The organism is Modicisalibacter sp. MOD 31.J (genome assembly GCF_020147985.1).
Lineage (GTDB): Bacteria > Pseudomonadota > Gammaproteobacteria > Pseudomonadales > Halomonadaceae > Modicisalibacter > Modicisalibacter coralii.
Genome location: NZ_JAGXFF010000005.1, coordinates 335,890 through 352,350, shown reverse-complemented (window position 1 = coordinate 352,350; position 16,461 = coordinate 335,890). Strand labels below are relative to the sequence as shown.

Sequence of the window (16,461 nt, the reverse complement as noted above, 5' to 3'; positions counted from 1 at the left end):
CCATCCCATGACCCAGTCTGTCGATAGCAACCGCCGCCGCCTGCTCGGCTTCATGGCGGGGGCTCCGCTGTTGCCGCTCGCCGGCGGGCTCGCCGGCTTGACGACCAGCGGTTCCGCGCTCGCCGCCGGCGATGTCACCCTGGCCTCGGTGAGCTTCCTGCCGATGCCGGCGCCCTCGCTGAGCAACCCGGCCGCCATGGCGACCACCACCATCGGTTCGGCGATGCAGTTGCACATGAGTGACGGCACCAGTCGCCAGGTCAAGCTGGCCTATCATCCCTTCTTCATCACCGGCGACCGGGTGCCCGACGGCCAGGGCGGCACGCTGGTCGCCGGCGGCTACTACGACATCGACAATCGGCCGATCCTGGATCCCTCGGCCGGCAATCGCCAGTTCTTCTCCGACTGCCCGGATGGCACCAGCCTGCTGACGGTCGAGAATGCCCGGGTCGATGGCGTGTACGGCAATCCGGTGTTCGCCGTCGTGCAGTTCGAGTACACCACCCGCAACGGCGCCGACGAGTCGATGTACGGCCGGCTGCCCTCGCCGATCGCGGTGCTGACCCTGGATCAGAACCCGGAAACCGGCGAGCTGACACTGGTCAAGTACCACAACGTCGACACCTCGCCGGTGGGCGGGCTGTGGATCACCTGCGGCGCCAGCCTGTCGCCCTGGGGCACGCACCTGGCCAGCGAGGAGTACGAGCCGGACGCCGCGGTCGCCGACGACGCCGAATTCAAGAGCTTCTGCCAGCATCTGTTCGGCGACGAGACGCGCGGTACGCCCTACAATTACGGCCACCTGCCGGAAGTCACCGTCCATCCGGACGGCAGCGGCAGCGTCGTCAAGCACTACAACCTCGGGCGCATTTCCCACGAGCTGATTCAGGTCATGCCCGACGAGCGCACCGTGCTGATGGGCGACGACGCCACCAACGGCGGGCTGTTCATGTTCGTCGCCGACCAGCCGCGGGACCTGTCGTCCGGCACGCTGTACGTGGGCAAGTGGAGCCAGGTCTCCGGGGTGGGGCCCGGCGCCGGCGACATCGGCTGGATCCGCCTGGGACACGCCACCAGCGCCGAGATCCAGAAACTGGTCGACGACGGCATCCAGGCGGCGGACATCATGGACATCCGCACCGAGGACCCGCAGGACGCCAGCTTCACCCGCATCCCCTACAGCGGCAAGACCAACTGGATCAAGCTCGAGCCGGGCATGGAGAAGGCCGCGGCCTTCCTCGAGACCCATCGCTACGCGGCGCTCAAGGGCGCGTCGATGGGCTTCACCAAGATGGAAGGCACCACCGTCAACGCCGCCGACAAGACGGCCTATTCGGCCATGTCCTACATCTACAAGACGATGACCGACGGCAGCAACGAGATCCATGTCGAGGGGCCGGTCGCCGGCGCGGTCTACGCGCACACCCTGCGCGGTGGCCAGCAGGACAGCGACGGCCAGCCCATCGACAGCGAGTGGGTGTCGGTGCACATGGCGGTGCCGCCCAACTTGGTCGGCGAGGACCTGGCCGAGCCCGACGCGCTGGGCAACACGGCGCATGCCGAGCGCATCGCCAACCCGGACAACATCAAGTACTCCGAGGAGCTGCGCACGCTGTTCATCGGCGAGGACAGCGGCAACCACGTCAACAACTTCCTGTGGGCCTACAACGTCGACAGCGGCAAGCTGGCCCGTCTCATGTCGTGCCCGGCGGGCGCCGAGTCCACCGGCCTGCAAGCCGTCGACTCGGTCAATGGCTGGACCTACATCATGAGCAACTTCCAGCACCCCGGGGACTGGGAAAGCCCGCTGCACGACAAGGTCCGCGAGACGCTCGATCCCTACGTGCGCGCCAACTACAAGGACCGCTACGGCGCCGCGGTGGGCTATATCACCGGCATGCCCAAGCTGAGCTGAGTCGAACCCTCAGTCGCTTCACCGGGCCGCCGCCACGGCGTCCCGGCCCGCCACCCATCGCCGAGGCCTGTGCCGTTCGACCGCGCTGGCCTCGGCGGCGCGCATGACGCATCCTGTGCGCCATGCACGCTTCCCTGACCGAGTCTCTCGCTTCGCTACGCCATTGCCTGGTCGCGCGTCGCCACCGTGCCCTGCTGTGGGTCGACGGCGAGCCCGCCGAGGCCGTCGCCCGGGGGCTGGCCCTGTGGCGTGCCGGCGATTGGCGGGACCCTCTGTGGCTGGGCCCCGCGTCACCGGATGCAGGCATCGCGGCGCTGCCCGCCGCCAAGGCACGCACCCGACTGGGCGGCGAGCACGATCTGGTGGTGATCGATGGCGTCTCCGCAACAGGCGGCTTCGACCCCGACGCCTTCGGCGCCGTGTCGGGCACCGTGCGCGCCGGCGGGCTGCTGGTGCTGCTGACCCCGCGTGCCTGGCGCGAGGGCGTTCCCTGTCCCGATGCCGATTACGCGCGCCTGGCCGCCTGGCCGCATGCCCGCGAGAGCCTGCCGGCACGAACGCTCGGCCGCCTCGCCCGGCAGCTCGCCGCCTCGCCGCTGACCCTGCACTGGCCGGCCGCCGCCGCCCTGCCGACACTCGCGCTGCCCGCGGCACCGGCCTTCGCGCCGTCTCCCGTCGAGGACGCCGACTGCCTGACGGCCGATCAGGCCCAGGCCGTGAGACGCCTCGAACGCCTGCGCCGGCGTCGTCCGCTGGTCATCAGCGCCGATCGCGGCCGCGGCAAGAGTGCCGCGCTGGGCATCGCCGCGGCACGGCGACTGGCCGCCGGCGAGAGCGAGCTGTGGTTGACCGCCCCGCGATCCGCCGCCGTGGAACCGGTCTTCGCGCGCCTCGCCGCGTTGCTGCCCGAGGGGCGGCGCGAGGGCCAGGCGTTCTCGGTCGACACCTCGCGCGGTGTCTCGGTGCTGCGCTTTCTGGCGCCGGACGCCGTCGAGCCGGCGCTCGCCGGCCCCGGAGTCGATCCGCGCTCGCCGCCCACGCTGTTCGTCGACGAGGCGGCGGCGATCCCCGCGCCGCTGCTCGGACGCTGGCTGGCGGCGTTTCCGCGGCTCGCCTTCGCCACCACCGTGCACGGCTACGAGGGCACCGGGCGGGGGTTCGCGGTGCGCTTTCGCGCGCGACTCGACCGCGACACCCCCGACTGGCGCGCCTGTTCGCTCGACGCGCCGGTGCGCTGGGCCCCGAATGATCCGCTCGAAGCGCTGACCCGCAATCTGCTGCTGCTCGACGCCGAGCCCGCCACGGACGCCGACGTGGCGGCGGCGCTCGCGCGTGGCGACGGGTTGCGCTATCGCACTCTCGACCGCGCGGCCCTGGCCGGCGACGAGCGCCGCCTCGCCGAACTGTTCGGCCTGCTGGTCCAGGCTCACTACCGCACCACGCCGGGCGACCTGCGCCAGCTGCTCGATGCGCCGGACGTGCATGTGCTCACCGCCGACGTCGCGGGGCACTGCGTGGGGGTTTGTCTGGCGCAGGCCGAGGGCGGTTTCCCACGTGATCTGGCCGAGGCGGTGAGGCTCGGTCGGCGTCGCCCGCGGGGGCATCTGCTCGCCCAGTCGCTGGCCGCCCATGGCGGCTGGCGCGAGGCCGCCGAGGCGCGCTGGTGGCGCATCCAGCGCATCGCCGTGCATCCCGCCGCGCGGCGGCGCGGCATCGCCACGCGGCTGGTGGCGACGCTGGCCGCGCGGGCGCACGATGCCGGTATCGATCAACTGGGTGTCAGCTACGGTGCCGAGCCGACGCTACTCACCTTCTGGCGCGCCCAGGGCTTCGTCAGTCTGCGCCTGGGACTGAGTCGCGAAGCCGCCAGCGGCGAACACGCGCTGATGATGGGGCGTGCGCTTCACGCCGCTGCCGAGGCGCGTTTGTCGGAGTGGCGCGACGACTTCCAGCGCCTGCTGCCGAGCCTGCTGGGCACGGTGCTGGCCGCGCTGCCCCCCCGGCTGGTCACCCGCTTGCTCGACGAGGCGCCGGTGCCGGCGCTGGACGCGGCGACCCGCGAGCGCACCGCCTGGTTCGCCGCGGGGGGCGGCGAGCTGGCGCTGGTGCGGCCGTGGCTGGCGCGGGCCTTTCGAATCGTGCGTCACCAGTCGCCGCGAACTCTGAGCGATAAGGCGTGGGACGACCTGGTGGCGCCGCTCTTTCTGGGCCGCGACGCGCCGGCGGGAGACGAGGGCGGGGCGGGGCGCAAGGCCCGGCTGCAGCACCGGCGCGAGCTGGCGGCACGCCTGAGCGAGGCGCTCGAGGCGCGGCATCGTGAACCACGTTGATGCAGGTCAAGGGGTGAAGGCGCACAGCGCGTAGACTGGCCCCAAATGGACGGCGGTGCGCCGCGTCCCATAACCAGACTGACTCCCTGACTCCGGTTCCGCGATGCAAACCACAACGACCACTCCCCTCGGCTGGCTCAAGCAGGAGAGCCGCCGCGTACGCACGCCCGTCGCCTGGGCCATCGGCCTGGGGCTCGCCAGCGGCGTGCTGCTGATCGTCCAGGCGACCCTGCTCGCCCACGTCGCCGATGGCGCGATCTTCCAGCAGGCGCCGCTGGCCACGCTGTGGCCGGCCTTCGCCGCCATGCTGGCGATCCTGCTGCTGCGCGGCGGGCTGACCTACGCCGTCGAACACTTTGCCTTCACGGCGGCGAGCACCGTCAAGCTCGCGGTGCGCGAACGCCTGATGGGCCAGCTGCAGGCGCTGGGGCTGGTCTGGCAGCGCGGCGCCCAGACCGGCGACGTGGTCAACACCGTCACCGACGGCGTCGAACACCTCGAGGCCTATTACGCCCGCTACCTGCCGCAGACCGCGCTGGCGGCGCTGATCCCGCTGGCGATCCTGGCGGTGATCCTGCCCATCGACTGGGTCTCGGCGTTGATCCTGATGGTCACCGCGCCGCTGATCCCGGTGTTCATGATCTTCATCGGCAAGGGCGCAGAGAAGCTCAACCAGCGCCAGTGGCGGCGCATGGGCCAGCTTTCCGGGCACTTCCTCGACGCCCTGCAGGGGCTGACCACCCTCAAGGTCTTCAACCTGGGGCGGCGCGAGGCGCGGCTGATCGAACGGCTCTCCGACGAGTACCGCACCAGCACGCTCAAGGTGCTGCGCCTGGCCTTCGTCTCGTCGCTGGTGCTGGAGTTCCTGGCCACGGTGAGCATCGCCCTGGTCGCGGTGCTGATCGGTTTCCGGCTGCTGTGGGGCGAGCTGGACTTCGAATCGGGCTTTCTGGTGCTGCTGCTGGCACCGGAGTTCTATCTGCCGCTGCGCAACATGGGCGGGGTCTATCACGCGCGCATGGAAGCCCTCGGGGCCGCCGAGCGCATCGTCGAACTGCTCGACGCGCCGACCCTCGAGTGGACCGGCACGCGGCGCGACGGTGTCGGCCCGGGGCAGGTGCCGCGGGTCGAGCTGGCCGGGCTCGGCTACACCTATCCCGCCGACGACGTCGCCAGCGACGATGACGCCACCGCCGGCAAGGCACCGGTGCCGCGCCAGCCGGCGCTGGATGACGTCTCGCTGAGCATCGCCCCCGGCGAGACGGTCGCGGTCGTCGGTCCCTCGGGTGCCGGCAAGAGCACCCTGGCGTTGATGCTGCTAGGCCTGCTGCGCCCCGATCGCGGCGCGGTGACGGTGGATGGCGTGGCCCTCGACGAGATCGACATCGCTGCCTGGCGCGAGACCCTGGCCTGGGTGCCGCAGCAGCCGCGGCTGTTCTTCGGCACGCTGCGCGACAACCTCTGTCTGGGGCGGGACGTCGACGACGCGGCCCTGTGGCGTGCCCTCGAGCAGGCCCAGGCTCGGGACTTCGTCGCCGCCCTGCCGCAAGGGCTCGACACGCCGCTCGGCGAACGCGGCCTGCGTCTGTCCGGCGGCGAGGCGCAGCGTCTGGCGATCGCCCGGGCCCTGGTGCGCGACGCCGGCTTCGTGGTCGCCGACGAGATCAGCGCGCATCTCGATGCCGACAACGAGCGCGCCCTGGTCACGGCCCTGAAGGCGTTGGGCGAGGGGCGCAGCCTGGTGATCATCGCCCACCGTCTGGCGACCGTGCGCCACGCCGATCGCATCGTGGTGCTCGAGGCGGGACGCGTGCGCGAGCAGGGCAGCCACGATGAACTGCTCGCCGCCGGCGGGCGCTATGCCCGGCTGGTCTCGGGCACTGCCGGGGAGGCACTGTGATGAGCGATCTGCGCTGGTGGCTGACCCTGGCCCGCCCCTATCTCGGCTACTTCGTGCTGGGCATCCTGCTCAGCGTGGTGACCGTCTCCGCCAACATGGCACTGCTCGCCGTCTCGGGCTGGTTCCTGGCAAGCATGGCGGCGGCGGGGCTGGCGTCGGCGGACTTCAACTACTTCACGCCGGCGGCGTTGATCCGCGGCCTGGCGATCACCCGCACCGGCGGGCGTTATCTCGAGCGGCTGGTCAGCCACGACGCCACGCTGCGTCTGCTCACCGGTTTGCGGGTGTGGTTCTACCGCCAGGTGGAGCCGCTCTCGCCGCTGCAGTTGCAGGGCCTGCGCAGCGGCGACCTGCTGGCGCGCATCCGTGCCGACATCGACACCCTGGACAACGTCTATCTGCGGCTGTTGACCCCGGCGGTGGTGGCGCTGGTCTGCGTGACCGGCGCGGTGGCCGTGCTCGCCGTCTACAGCCCGGCGGTGGCGCTGGTCGACCTGGCCCTGCTGCTGGCGGCCGGGGCCTTGTTGCCGGCGCTGGTCGAGCGGCTCGGGCGGCGCCCCGGGGCCGAGGCGGTCGAGGTCGGCGCGGCGCTCAAGGCCGAGGTCGTCGACGCCGTCGAGGGCCTAGGCGAGCTGACGGTGTTCGGCGCCCTCGACGAACGCCGCCGCCGGGTCGACGAACTGGGGCGGCGCTGGATCGCCTGTCAGGCGCGCCTGTCGCGGCTGTCGGGGCTGTCCCAGGCCGGGGTGCTGGTTCTCACCCATCTGGCGGTGCTGGCCACCGCCTGGCTGATGGTGCCGCGGCTGCAGTCGCCGGGGGTGTCGGCAGTGGACTTCGCGCCGGTGGTGCTGCTGGCGATGGGCTGTTTCGAGGCCGTGGCCCAGTTGCCCGGCGCCTGGCAGGCACTGGGCCAGATGCGTGCGGCGACCCGTCGGCTGCGCGCCTTCGAGGCGTTGCGCCCGGCAGTGGCCGAGCCCCGGACCCCGGCCGATGCGCCCGCGGGGGATGCGCTGCGCTTCGCCGGAGTCGGCGTGCGCCACGCGGCGGAGGGCGCGGCGGCGCTGGAGGGCCTCGATCTGGCCATTGCCCCGGGCGAGCGTCTCGCCCTGGTGGGCCCCAGCGGCGCCGGCAAGAGTACCGTCGCCCAGCTGCTGTTGCGGCTGGTCGAGGCCGAGCGCGGCACCCTGCACTGGGACGACCGACCGATCGGCGACTATCGCAGCGAGGACCTGCGCGCGCGCATCGCCTACGTGCCGCAGAAGATCTACCTGTTCCACGCCACGGTGCGCGACAACCTGCTGATCGGCAACCCCGAGGCCGACGAGGACGCGATGATCGAGGCCGCACGCCGGGCCTGCCTGCACGACGAGATCCTGGCGCTCCCCGAGGGCTACGACACCCTGGTGGGCGAGGAGGGGCTCAAGCTGTCCGGTGGCCAGATCCGTCGCCTGGGCATCGCCCGGGCGCTGCTGCGCGACGCGCCCCTGGTGATCCTCGACGAGCCCTGCGAGGGGCTGGACAACACTACCGCGGCCCGCCTGTGGCGCAACCTGGACGGCTATCTGGCGGGGCGCACCCTGCTGCTGATCAGCCACCACATGGCCTGGGTGCGCGACGTCGATCGCGTGGTGATGCTCGAACGGGGTCGTCTATTGGCCGCGGGCGATCACGCCACGCTGATGCGCGACTGCGCCGATTACCGGCGTCTCGCCGGGGGCGGCCTGTCGGGTGGCGCTAGTGACGATGAAAGCGCCTGCGACGCCGCGTCGCGGCCTGTCGATGCCACCCCCCTGAACGGCCCTTGATGCAGGTCAAAAGGCCCGTTCGGGCGTTGGTTTACCCTGATTGGGTATCTTTCCCCGGTCTCGCTTGCGTCTCGCATCGGGCGCCGGTTTCGCAGCAGGGATCATAGAGAGCACCTCCGCCATGCAAGAACTAGACACCGTCATAGAGTTGTCGCGGCTGCAGTTCGCGGCCACGGCGCTGTACCATTATCTCTTCGTGCCGCTCACGCTGGGCCTGTCGGTCCTGCTGGCGACCATGGAGACCATCTACGTCATCACCGGGCGCGACATCTACCGGCAGATGACCCACTTCTGGTCGAAGCTGTTCGCCATCAACTTCGCCCTGGGGGTGGCCACCGGGCTGACCATGGAGTTCGAGTTCGGCACCAACTGGTCGACCTACTCGCACTTCGTCGGCGACATCTTCGGTGCGCCGCTGGCCATCGAAGGGCTGATGGCGTTCTTCCTCGAGTCGACCTTCGTCGGCCTGATGCTGTTCGGCTGGGGCAAGCTGTCCCGCGGCAAGCATCTGCTGGTGACCTACATGGTGGCGCTGGGCTCCAACCTTTCGGCGCTGTGGATCCTGGTCGCCAACGGCTACATGCAGAACCCCGTCGGCTCGGTGTTCAACCCCGACACCATGCGCATGGAGCTGACCAGCCTGCCGGATCTGATCTTCAGCCCCGAGGCCCAGGCCAAGTTCGTCCACACCAGCATCGCCGGCTACGTGACCGCGGCGATCTTCGTGGTGGGCATCAGCGCCTTCTACCTGCTGCGTCGCCGCCACATCGAGCTGGCCAAGCGTTCCTTCCGGGTCGCCGCGCTGTTCGGCGTGTTCGCCACCGTCGGCGTGATCTCGCTGGGTGACGCCCTGGGCTTCATCAACGGCAGCGCCCAGCCCACCAAGCTGGCCGCCATGGAAGGGCTGTGGGAAACCGCCGAGGCACCGGCCGGCTTCAACCTGATCGCCTGGCCCAACCAGGAGGAAAAGCGCAACGACTTCGAGGTCCAGGTGCCTTACCTGCTCACCCCGCTGGTCACCCACACCTTCGACGAGTCGATCCCCGGCGTGAACGACCTGGAAGCCGACGCAGAGACCAAGATCCGCGACGGTATCCCGGCACTGATCGCGCTGCAGACCCTGCGCGAAAACCCCGACGATGCCGAGGCACGGGCGACCTTCGACGCCCATCAGGACAACCTGGGCTACGCGCTGCTGGTCCAGCGCTACGCCGAGGACGTCTCCCAGGCCACCGATGCGCAGATCGCCAAGGCGGCGGCCGACACCATCCCGCCGGTGGCGACGGTGTTCTGGTCATTCCGCGTCATGGTGGTCACGGCCTTCTTGATGATGGCCTTCCTGATCCTCGCGGTCATCTACTCGCTGCGCGGTACCCTGCATCGGCATAACTGGTTCCTGCGCCTGGCACCGTGGATGATTCCGGTTCCGTTCATCGCCAACGAGGCCGGCTGGATCGTCGCCGAACTGGGTCGCCAGCCGTGGACGGTCTACGGCCAACTGCCGACCTGGTTGTCCGCCTCCACCCACAGCGTCGGTTACATGGTCTTCTCGCTGATTGGCTTCGTACTGCTCTACACCCTGTTCATCGTCATCGAGATGTTCCTGATGGTGAAATTCATCCGCCTGGGGCCGAGCGAGGGCAAGCACGAATCGCCTGCCGAGCCGACCTCTCAACGTCATTCATCCCAGTGGAGCGAGGCCTGAGCCATGGATCCGTACATTCTACTCAAGGTGACCTGGTGGGTACTGCTGGGCGTGCTGTTGATCGGCCTGGCAGTGATGGTCGGCATGGACATGGGCGTCGGCGCCGCGCTGCGCTACCTGGGCCGCACCGACGGTGAGCGTCGCGCGGTGATCAACATGATCGCCCCGCACTGGGACGGCAACCAGGTGTGGTTCATCCTCGGCGGCGGCGCGGTGTTCGCCGCCTGGCCGACCATCTACGCCACCGCCTTCTCGGGGCTCTATGTGGTCATGCTGGTCCTGCTGTGGTCGATGATCGTGCGTCCGCTGGGCTTCGAGTACCGCAGCAAGCTGCCCGGCGAGCGCTGGCGCGGTGCCTGGGACTGGATGCTGTTCGTCTCCGGCGCGGTACCGATGATCGTCTTCGGCGCGGCGATGGGCAACATGCTGGAAGGCGTACCCTTCCACTTCTCCTGGAACATGATCTCCTACTACACCGGCAGCTTCATCAGCCTGTTCAACCCCTTCGCCGTGCTGTGCGGGGTGATGTCGCTGGCGCTGGCGCTCTATCAGGGCGGGGCGATGGTGATGAACCGCGGTACCGGGGTGATTCGCGAGCGCGCCTGCCGGCTGGTCACCGTCGCCGGTCTGGCGGCCCTGGCGGTGTTCACCATCTGCGGCATCTGGGTGTCGATGATGCATGGCTACGAGATCACCGCGGGCGGCGATCCCGCCGGCCCGGCATTGCCGCTCAACAAGACCGTGGAAACCGCGTCCGGTGCCTGGCTCGCCAACTATGGCGCGCATCCGGCGCTGTGGCTGATCCCGGCGGCGGTCTACCTGGCCGTGCTGGGCGGCATCGCCGCGGCCCGCGCCGGCCTGTCGCACCTGGCCTGGTGGCTGGGCGCGCTGGCCTGGGCCGCCACCCTGGTGACGCTGGGCACGGCGATGTTCCCGTTCCTGATGCCGTCCTCCAGCGAACCCAGCCACAGCCTGACCGTGTGGGACGCCTCCTCGAGCCTGGGGACGCTGGGCTGGATGCTGGCCTTCACCGCGGTCTTCATCCCGATCATCGGTATCTACACCAGCTGGGCCTTCTGGGTGATGCGCGGCAAGGTGACGCCGGAATCGATCGCCCACGACGAACACGCCTACTGATTGCGGAGCGCGCACCATGAAACAGATTCTGATCTTTCTCTTCTGGCTGCTCATCGCCGCGGTGGCGATCGCCCTGACCATCGTGCTGGGCGAGCGCGGCGCCTGGTACTTCGCCTGGGTGCTGGGCACGGTGATGATCGTGCTGATCGCCGCGGCGGGCACGGCGATCATCGACGCCCGTTACGAGGAGCATCACGACGATCAGTACTGAACGCGGCTGCGTTCGCTGAGTCCCCGACGCCCCGGCCATCGCGCCGGGGCGTCGGCGTTTCTGGGCGGGGGCTTCGTTGCCGGCGTTTCATCGCTACAATGACACGCGACAGACCGATCAGGATCGATACGCCTCTATGAACGAACACTTGGAAACGTTGACGCCGGCCCCGCTGTGGCGTCACTTCCGCACCCTGTGCAACACGCCGCGGCCGTCCGGCCAGGAGGCGGGCATCGCGCGCGCCATCGTCGAGTGGGCCACGGCTCGCGGCCTCGCCCACGATGTCGACGAGGCGGGCAATCTGCGCCTGAAGAAGCCGGCGGCGCCGGGCTGCGAGCAGGCCCCGGGGGTGATCCTCCAGGGCCATCTGGACATGGTCGCCCAGGCCAACGCCGATCAGCCCCACGACTTCTCCCGCGATCCCATCGAGACCTACATCGCCGACGGCTGGCTGCACGCCCGGGGCACCACGCTGGGAGCCGACAACGGTCTGGGCGTGGCCGCGGCGCTGGCGGTGCTCGAGGACGACACGCTGCGCCACGGGCCGCTCGAGGCGCTGTTCACCGTCGAGGAGGAGTCGTCGATGGGCGGGGCGCTGCGCCTGGCCGAGAACTGGCTGGAGGGCGACCTGCTGCTCAACCTGGATTCCGAGGACCGCGGCGAGGTCTACATCGGCTGTGCCGGCGGTGCCGACGTGGTGGTCGAGGCCAGCCTGCCGCAAAGTGCCGTGCGCGACGACGAGCGCGCCTGGCAACTGTCCCTGACCGGGCTGGTCGGCGGCCACTCGGGGATCGACATCCACAAGGGGCGCGGCAACGCCAACCGCCTGCTGGTGCGCGTGCTGCGTGCGCTGGCGCCGTGTGGCGTGCGGCTGGTCGACTATCGGGGCGGCACGCTGCGCAACGCCCTGCCGCGCGAGGCCTTCGCCAGCCTGGTGATGAGCGAGGGCGAAGGCGATGCGGCCCAGGCACGGCTCGCCGAGCTGCAGGCGGAACTGGTCGCCGAGCTGGCCGGGGTCGACGACGGCCTGACGCTGGCCCTCGAGCCGCTCGAGCAGGTCCCCGGCGAGGCCCTGACCTCCACGGCCAGCGAGATGCTGCTGGCGGCGCTGCACGTTGCCCCGTGTGGCGTGGAGCGGATGAGTGCCGAGGTTCCGGGGGTGGTCGAGACCTCCAACAACCTGGGCGTGGTCAGTCTCGCGGCAGGGCGCTTTCATCTCTGCGCGCTGGTGCGTTCGCTGCGCGACAGCGCCTGCGCCGACATGGCCGACCGCTTTCGCGCGCTGTTCGGACTGATCGGCGCCGAGACCCGCGTCGAACACGCCTACCCGGGCTGGACGCCGGCCCCCGACAGCCCGTTGCTGACGCGTTTCCGCGAGATCCACCAGCGCCTGACGGGTCGCGACCCGGCGGTCAAGGTGATCCATGCCGGACTGGAGTGCGGGATTCTCGGCGGCAAGTATCCGCAGCTGGAGATGATCTCGTTCGGTCCGCAGATCCGCGGCGCCCACTCGCCCGACGAACGTGCCGAACTCGACTCGGTGGCGGAGTTCTGGCAACTGCTGCGGGCGATGATCGAGGCGCTCGCCGAGGGGCGCGCCCCCTGAGGAGCCGGCGCGGCGCTCAGGCGGCGTCGCCGTCGCGCGTGTCGGCGAGATCCGGCGAGCGGCGTACCGCTTCCAGGCCGGCGCTCGAGATCAGCCCCTGGTCGTGGGCGTGCTCGGCCATCTGCACGCTGCTGCTCGCCAGCAGCAGGCTGCAGCCATCCTCGCCGACCTCCTCGGCGAGGCGGTCGATCGCCGCAGCGCGGCTGGCGTCCTGGTTGATGTTGCGAATGTAGATGGTGTGGATCCGCCCCGGATGCTCGCGGACGATGCGCGCGTAGGTCTCGGGATCCTGCTGGCCGCTGTCGCCGATCAGCACGAACGGCAGGGTGTCATAGAGCGAGAGCATCTGCTCGATCACCCGGGCCTTGTGATCGGTGGCCTTGCGTGGCCAGGGGCGTTGCAGGCTCAGCCCCCATTCGCGCAGGAAGAGAATCGGCCCCACCGGGATACGATTGCGCTGGAAGAACGCCTCGAGGACCTCGTAGATGCTCCAGGGCCCGCGCGAGACGTAGAGCATCGGTCGGCGTCGCTGGCCGTCGGCGCCGGCGAACAATGCCTGGTAGAAGGGCGCGACACCGGGAAAGGCGGTGCGCCGGTCGGCCTTCTCGAGAAACAGTCGGTAGAACATCTTCAGCTTGTTGGCGACACCGGTGTACATCACGGTGTCGTCGATGTCGCTGATCACCACCATGTCGACCGCCGGCGGCGGCACGTAGACTTCGGCGCTGCCGCTGACCGTGTGGGCGTCGTCGACGCGCACGTCGAGTTCGGCGCGGTGCCAGCTGCGATCCTGCGGCAACGGCTCGTCGAGCGGCATCCAGGCATCGTAGTAGCCGTCACGGTCGGTGATCACGGTCAGCGTGCTGCCGTTCAGGCGCAGGGTGACCTCGGCGCCGCCGACGCCCCAGCGCACGCCGCGGCGCACCACGTCGGCCAGATCGCGGGCCAGCGTGCCCTCGGCGAGCGGCAGTCCCAGGCTGGGCTGGTGAAAGACCCGGCCCATCAGGTAGACCTGACTCGCCGAGCCGTAGCCCCGGTAGGCGTGCACCACGATGCCGCCGCGACCGCGATCCGATTTCATCGGCCGGGCGGCGAGACGCAGCAGCTTGCGCAGGGCCTGTGACGGGCGGCGGGTCATGGGGCTCTCCCGGGAAACGGTATCGGCGGTGGCCAGACGCAAAACGTCCGCCTCGTCGGGCGAGGCGGACGCAAGCGATCCGACGTGGTGTCGATCAGGCGTGTTGCTGGTTGTGACGGCCCTCGCCGATCTCCTCGATCAGCTTGCGGCAGAAGGCGTCGAGGTCGGCCGGCTTGCGGCTGGTGACCAGGCCGCTGTCGACCACGACCTCTTCGTCGACCCACTCGGCGCCGGCGTTCTTCAGGTCCTGGGCCACCGAGGGGAAGGAGGTCATCCTGCGCCCTTCGACCACGCCGGCGTTGATCAGCAACCAGGGGCCGTGGCAGATCGCCGCGACCGGCTTGCCGGCCTCGAAGAAGTGCCGGGCGAAGGTCTGGGCCTTCTCGTTGATGCGCAGGCTATCCGGATTGAACAAGCCGCCCGGCAGCACCAGGGCGTGATAGCTGGCGACGTCGGCGTCGTCGAGGGCGACGTCGACATCGTAGGTCTCGCCCCAGTCGCTCTCCGCCCAGGCGCGGATGCCCTTCTTCTCGGGGGCGACGATATGCACCGTGATGCCCTGGGCATCGAGTTCCTTGCGCGGCACCGCGAGTTCCGATTCCTCGAACCCGTCGGTGGCGAGAATGGCGACGCGCTTGCCACTCAGTTTCTGGCTCATGGCTACCTCCTTGCGGCACAGTGAGCGATGCGGCCGAATGCCGCCTTGCCCCCCTGACCTTGGGGCGACCGTCCTTACGGACAAGGGGGTCGCGTCAGCGGGGACACCCCAAGGATAGGCAATGCAGTGACTTCCACAACCGGCCGGGCATGAAAAACGCCGCTCCGGGGAGCGGCGCGTCGATCTCGGGCGGACGTCAGCGGGTCGGCGTCAGCCGAGATAGGCGTTGAGCATCCAGACGGTCTTTTCCTGCTCGCGAATATAGTCGCTGGCCAGCGAGGCGGTGCCCTCGTCGTCGGCATCCGAGGCCAGGCTGAGCAGTTCGCGCTGCAGCTCGATCAGGGTCTGGTAGCCCTGGACGATGCCGCGCACGCAGGCCTCGCCGTCGTGGACGTTCTTGTCCTCGGCGATGGCGGCGGTCTTCACGTAGTCGCTGTAGGCGTGCAGCGGCTGGTGCCCCAGGGTGAGCACGCGCTCGGCGACCTCGTCGATCTTGGTCAGCAGGTCGGTGTAGAGTTCCTCGAACTTTGTATGCAGCTCGAAGAACTGCTGGCCCTTCACGTTCCAGTGATAGCCGCGCACGTTCATGTAGAAGATCTGATAGTTGGCCAGCAGGGTATTGAGCTGCTCGGCCAGTTGATTGGCGCTGGCCTGATGCAGGCCGATGGCGTTGGTATCGGACATGATGAAGCCCTCCTTTGCAATGACTGACTCGATGATAACGACCCGTGTCGAGTGTTGACAGACATCACTCTACATCGTGGGGATAGTCCCATCCTATTGATTTGGCTCATGACATCATGACATCGGATCGGCCTGGGCGATGAACAGGCGAACCACCGACTCGGCGCGGTCGGCGAGCAGCTCGGCGCAGCGCGACAGGGCCTCGTCGAGCTCCATGGGGCCATCGGCCAGGGCGAAGGCGGCACTCACGCCCTCGGCATAGGCAGCCTGCCAGCCGTCCCCCAGGCGCCCGGCGAGAATGACCGTGGGCACCCCGCAGGCATGGGCCCGGCGGGCGATGCCGATCGGCGTCTTGCCGGCCAGGCTCTGGCCGTCGAGCTGGCCCTCGCCGGTGATCACCAGATCGGCGCCGGCGAGCTGGGTGTCGAAGCCCACCTGGGGCATTACCAGCTCGATGCCCGGGCGCAGCTCGGCGCCCAGCAACGCGCGGGCGGCGAAGCCCATGCCGCCCGCCGCGCCGGCGCCCGGATGATCGCGCTCGTCGCGGCCCAGGGCGTGGGCGACGTGATCGGCGAAGTGCCCCAGCGCGGCGTCGAGGCGTTCGACGTCCGCCTCGCTGGCACCTTTCTGCGGGCCGAACACCGCGCTCGCCCCGCGCGGCCCGGTCAAGGGGTTGTCGACGTCCACGGCGGTTTCCACCGTCAGCGAGGCCAGGCGCGGGTCGAGCCCCGAGAGGTCGAGCCGGTCGAGCCCGGCCAGCGCCGCACCGCCGGGGGCCAGCGGCCGTCCGGCGGCGTCCTCGAGCCGCGCGCCCAGCGCCACGAGCATGCCGGCACCGGCGTCGTTGGTGGCGCTGCCGCCGAGCGTCAGAATCAGCCGCTCGGCGCCGGTCTCGAGGGCGGCGAGGATCAGTTCACCGACGCCGCGGGTAGAGCTGTGCAGCGCGGTGCGCTCGTCGCGGGCGAGTGCCTGCAGGCCGCTGGCCTCGGCGAGCTCGACATAGGCGGTGCGACTCGCCGCATGCCAGCCCCAGGCGGCCTGGGCGGGGCGTTCCAGGGCGTCGTGCACGTCGGCGAGGCGGCGTTCGGCACCGGTGGCGGCGAGCAGGGCATCCAGCGTGCCTTCGCCGCCGTCGCCCATCGGGCACTCGACGAGTTCGGTGTCGGGGCGTGCCCGGCGAGCGCCGCGGGCGATCGCCGCGGCCGCCTCGCGGGCCGGCAGGGCGTCCTTGTAGCTATCGGGGGCGATCAGGATCTTCATTGGCGTCCTCTTGTCGTGGGCCACGTGAGGGACCTCGCAGCCGCCCTGGCGTCGGGGTCTCGGGAAGGCTCGGCACAGTCCGTCAGCCTAGCGCGAATCGTCCCGGCGCGGG

At 69.9% G+C, this 16,461-nt stretch carries 12 protein-coding genes; 8 read left to right on the top strand and 4 right to left on the bottom strand.

Features of this window, described 5'->3' with window-relative positions:
- Window positions 1-7: 7 nt before the first annotated feature.
- From KGR00_RS18430 to KGR00_RS18395, 8 genes are all read left to right on the top strand, one after another.
- Window positions 8-1,915, top strand: coding sequence for an alkaline phosphatase PhoX (locus KGR00_RS18430; protein ID WP_224418788.1), 1,908 nt, complete (start codon window positions 8-10; stop codon window positions 1,913-1,915).
- 122 nt (window positions 1,916-2,037) lie between these two features.
- Window positions 2,038-4,245 carry a GNAT family N-acetyltransferase gene (locus KGR00_RS18425; protein WP_224418789.1) on the top strand — a complete coding sequence of 736 codons (2,208 nt, stop codon included), beginning with the start codon at window positions 2,038-2,040 and terminating at the stop codon, window positions 4,243-4,245.
- 103 nt (window positions 4,246-4,348) lie between these two features.
- Window positions 4,349-6,145, top strand: coding sequence for a thiol reductant ABC exporter subunit CydD (gene cydD, locus KGR00_RS18420; protein ID WP_224418790.1), 1,797 nt, complete (start codon window positions 4,349-4,351; stop codon window positions 6,143-6,145).
- The gene (gene cydC / locus KGR00_RS18415; RefSeq protein WP_224418791.1) at window positions 6,145-7,950 is read left to right on the top strand and encodes a thiol reductant ABC exporter subunit CydC; all 1,806 of its coding nucleotides are present in this window, start codon (window positions 6,145-6,147) and stop codon (window positions 7,948-7,950) included. Before cydD ends, cydC begins: the two co-directional genes overlap by 1 nt.
- Window positions 7,951-8,071: 121 nt before the next feature.
- A complete protein-coding gene (locus KGR00_RS18410; protein ID WP_129140431.1) occupies window positions 8,072-9,655 on the top strand; it encodes a cytochrome ubiquinol oxidase subunit I in 1,584 nt (527 codons plus the stop codon).
- A gap of 3 nt (window positions 9,656-9,658) precedes the next feature.
- A complete protein-coding gene (cydB, locus tag KGR00_RS18405; protein ID WP_129140430.1) occupies window positions 9,659-10,792 on the top strand; it encodes a cytochrome d ubiquinol oxidase subunit II in 1,134 nt (377 codons plus the stop codon).
- 16 nt (window positions 10,793-10,808) lie between these two features.
- Complete coding sequence (locus KGR00_RS18400) at window positions 10,809-11,003, top strand: hypothetical protein (protein WP_224418792.1); 195 nt, start codon at window positions 10,809-10,811, stop codon at window positions 11,001-11,003.
- Window positions 11,004-11,139: 136 nt separating this feature from the next.
- Window positions 11,140-12,609: an aminoacyl-histidine dipeptidase gene (locus KGR00_RS18395; protein ID WP_224418793.1), complete on the top strand. Its 1,470-nt coding sequence runs from the start codon at window positions 11,140-11,142 to the stop codon at window positions 12,607-12,609.
- Between the two features lie 16 nt (window positions 12,610-12,625).
- On the opposite strand, the gene KGR00_RS18390 is transcribed toward KGR00_RS18395, so the two are convergent.
- The 4 genes from KGR00_RS18390 to KGR00_RS18375 all read right to left on the bottom strand — a co-directional run bounded on the left by KGR00_RS18390 (window position 12,626) and on the right by KGR00_RS18375 (window position 16,349).
- Entirely contained in the window at window positions 12,626-13,747 is a 1,122-nt protein-coding gene (locus KGR00_RS18390) for a phosphatase domain-containing protein (protein WP_224418794.1), read from the bottom strand.
- A gap of 94 nt (window positions 13,748-13,841) precedes the next feature.
- Window positions 13,842-14,405, bottom strand: a complete 564-nt coding sequence (locus KGR00_RS18385; protein WP_224418795.1) for a type 1 glutamine amidotransferase domain-containing protein — start codon at window positions 14,403-14,405, stop codon at window positions 13,842-13,844.
- Window positions 14,406-14,615: 210 nt separating this feature from the next.
- Window positions 14,616-15,089 (bottom strand): Dps family protein, encoded by a 474-nt coding sequence (locus KGR00_RS18380; protein WP_224418796.1) that lies wholly within the window; start codon window positions 15,087-15,089, stop codon window positions 14,616-14,618.
- Window positions 15,090-15,203: 114 nt separating this feature from the next.
- A complete protein-coding gene (locus KGR00_RS18375; protein WP_224418797.1) occupies window positions 15,204-16,349 on the bottom strand; it encodes a glycerate kinase in 1,146 nt (381 codons plus the stop codon).
- Between the last annotated feature and the right edge of the window lie 112 nt (window positions 16,350-16,461).

Coding starts and splice junctions, on each gene's coding strand:
- cydD (WP_224418790.1), top strand. CDS start 4,349: ATGCAAACCACAACGACCACTCCCCTCGGCTGGCTCAAGCAGGAGAGC.
- KGR00_RS18395 (WP_224418793.1), top strand. CDS start 11,140: ATGAACGAACACTTGGAAACGTTGACGCCGGCCCCGCTGTGGCGTCAC.
- KGR00_RS18390 (WP_224418794.1), bottom strand. CDS start 13,747: ATGACCCGCCGCCCGTCACAGGCCCTGCGCAAGCTGCTGCGTCTCGCC.
- KGR00_RS18430 (WP_224418788.1), top strand. CDS start 8: ATGACCCAGTCTGTCGATAGCAACCGCCGCCGCCTGCTCGGCTTCATG.
- cydC (WP_224418791.1), top strand. CDS start 6,145: ATGAGCGATCTGCGCTGGTGGCTGACCCTGGCCCGCCCCTATCTCGGC.
- KGR00_RS18410 (WP_129140431.1), top strand. CDS start 8,072: ATGCAAGAACTAGACACCGTCATAGAGTTGTCGCGGCTGCAGTTCGCG.
- KGR00_RS18380 (WP_224418796.1), bottom strand. CDS start 15,089: ATGTCCGATACCAACGCCATCGGCCTGCATCAGGCCAGCGCCAATCAA.
- KGR00_RS18425 (WP_224418789.1), top strand. CDS start 2,038: ATGCACGCTTCCCTGACCGAGTCTCTCGCTTCGCTACGCCATTGCCTG.
- cydB (WP_129140430.1), top strand. CDS start 9,659: ATGGATCCGTACATTCTACTCAAGGTGACCTGGTGGGTACTGCTGGGC.
- KGR00_RS18385 (WP_224418795.1), bottom strand. CDS start 14,405: ATGAGCCAGAAACTGAGTGGCAAGCGCGTCGCCATTCTCGCCACCGAC.
- KGR00_RS18400 (WP_224418792.1), top strand. CDS start 10,809: ATGAAACAGATTCTGATCTTTCTCTTCTGGCTGCTCATCGCCGCGGTG.
- KGR00_RS18375 (WP_224418797.1), bottom strand. CDS start 16,349: ATGAAGATCCTGATCGCCCCCGATAGCTACAAGGACGCCCTGCCGGCC.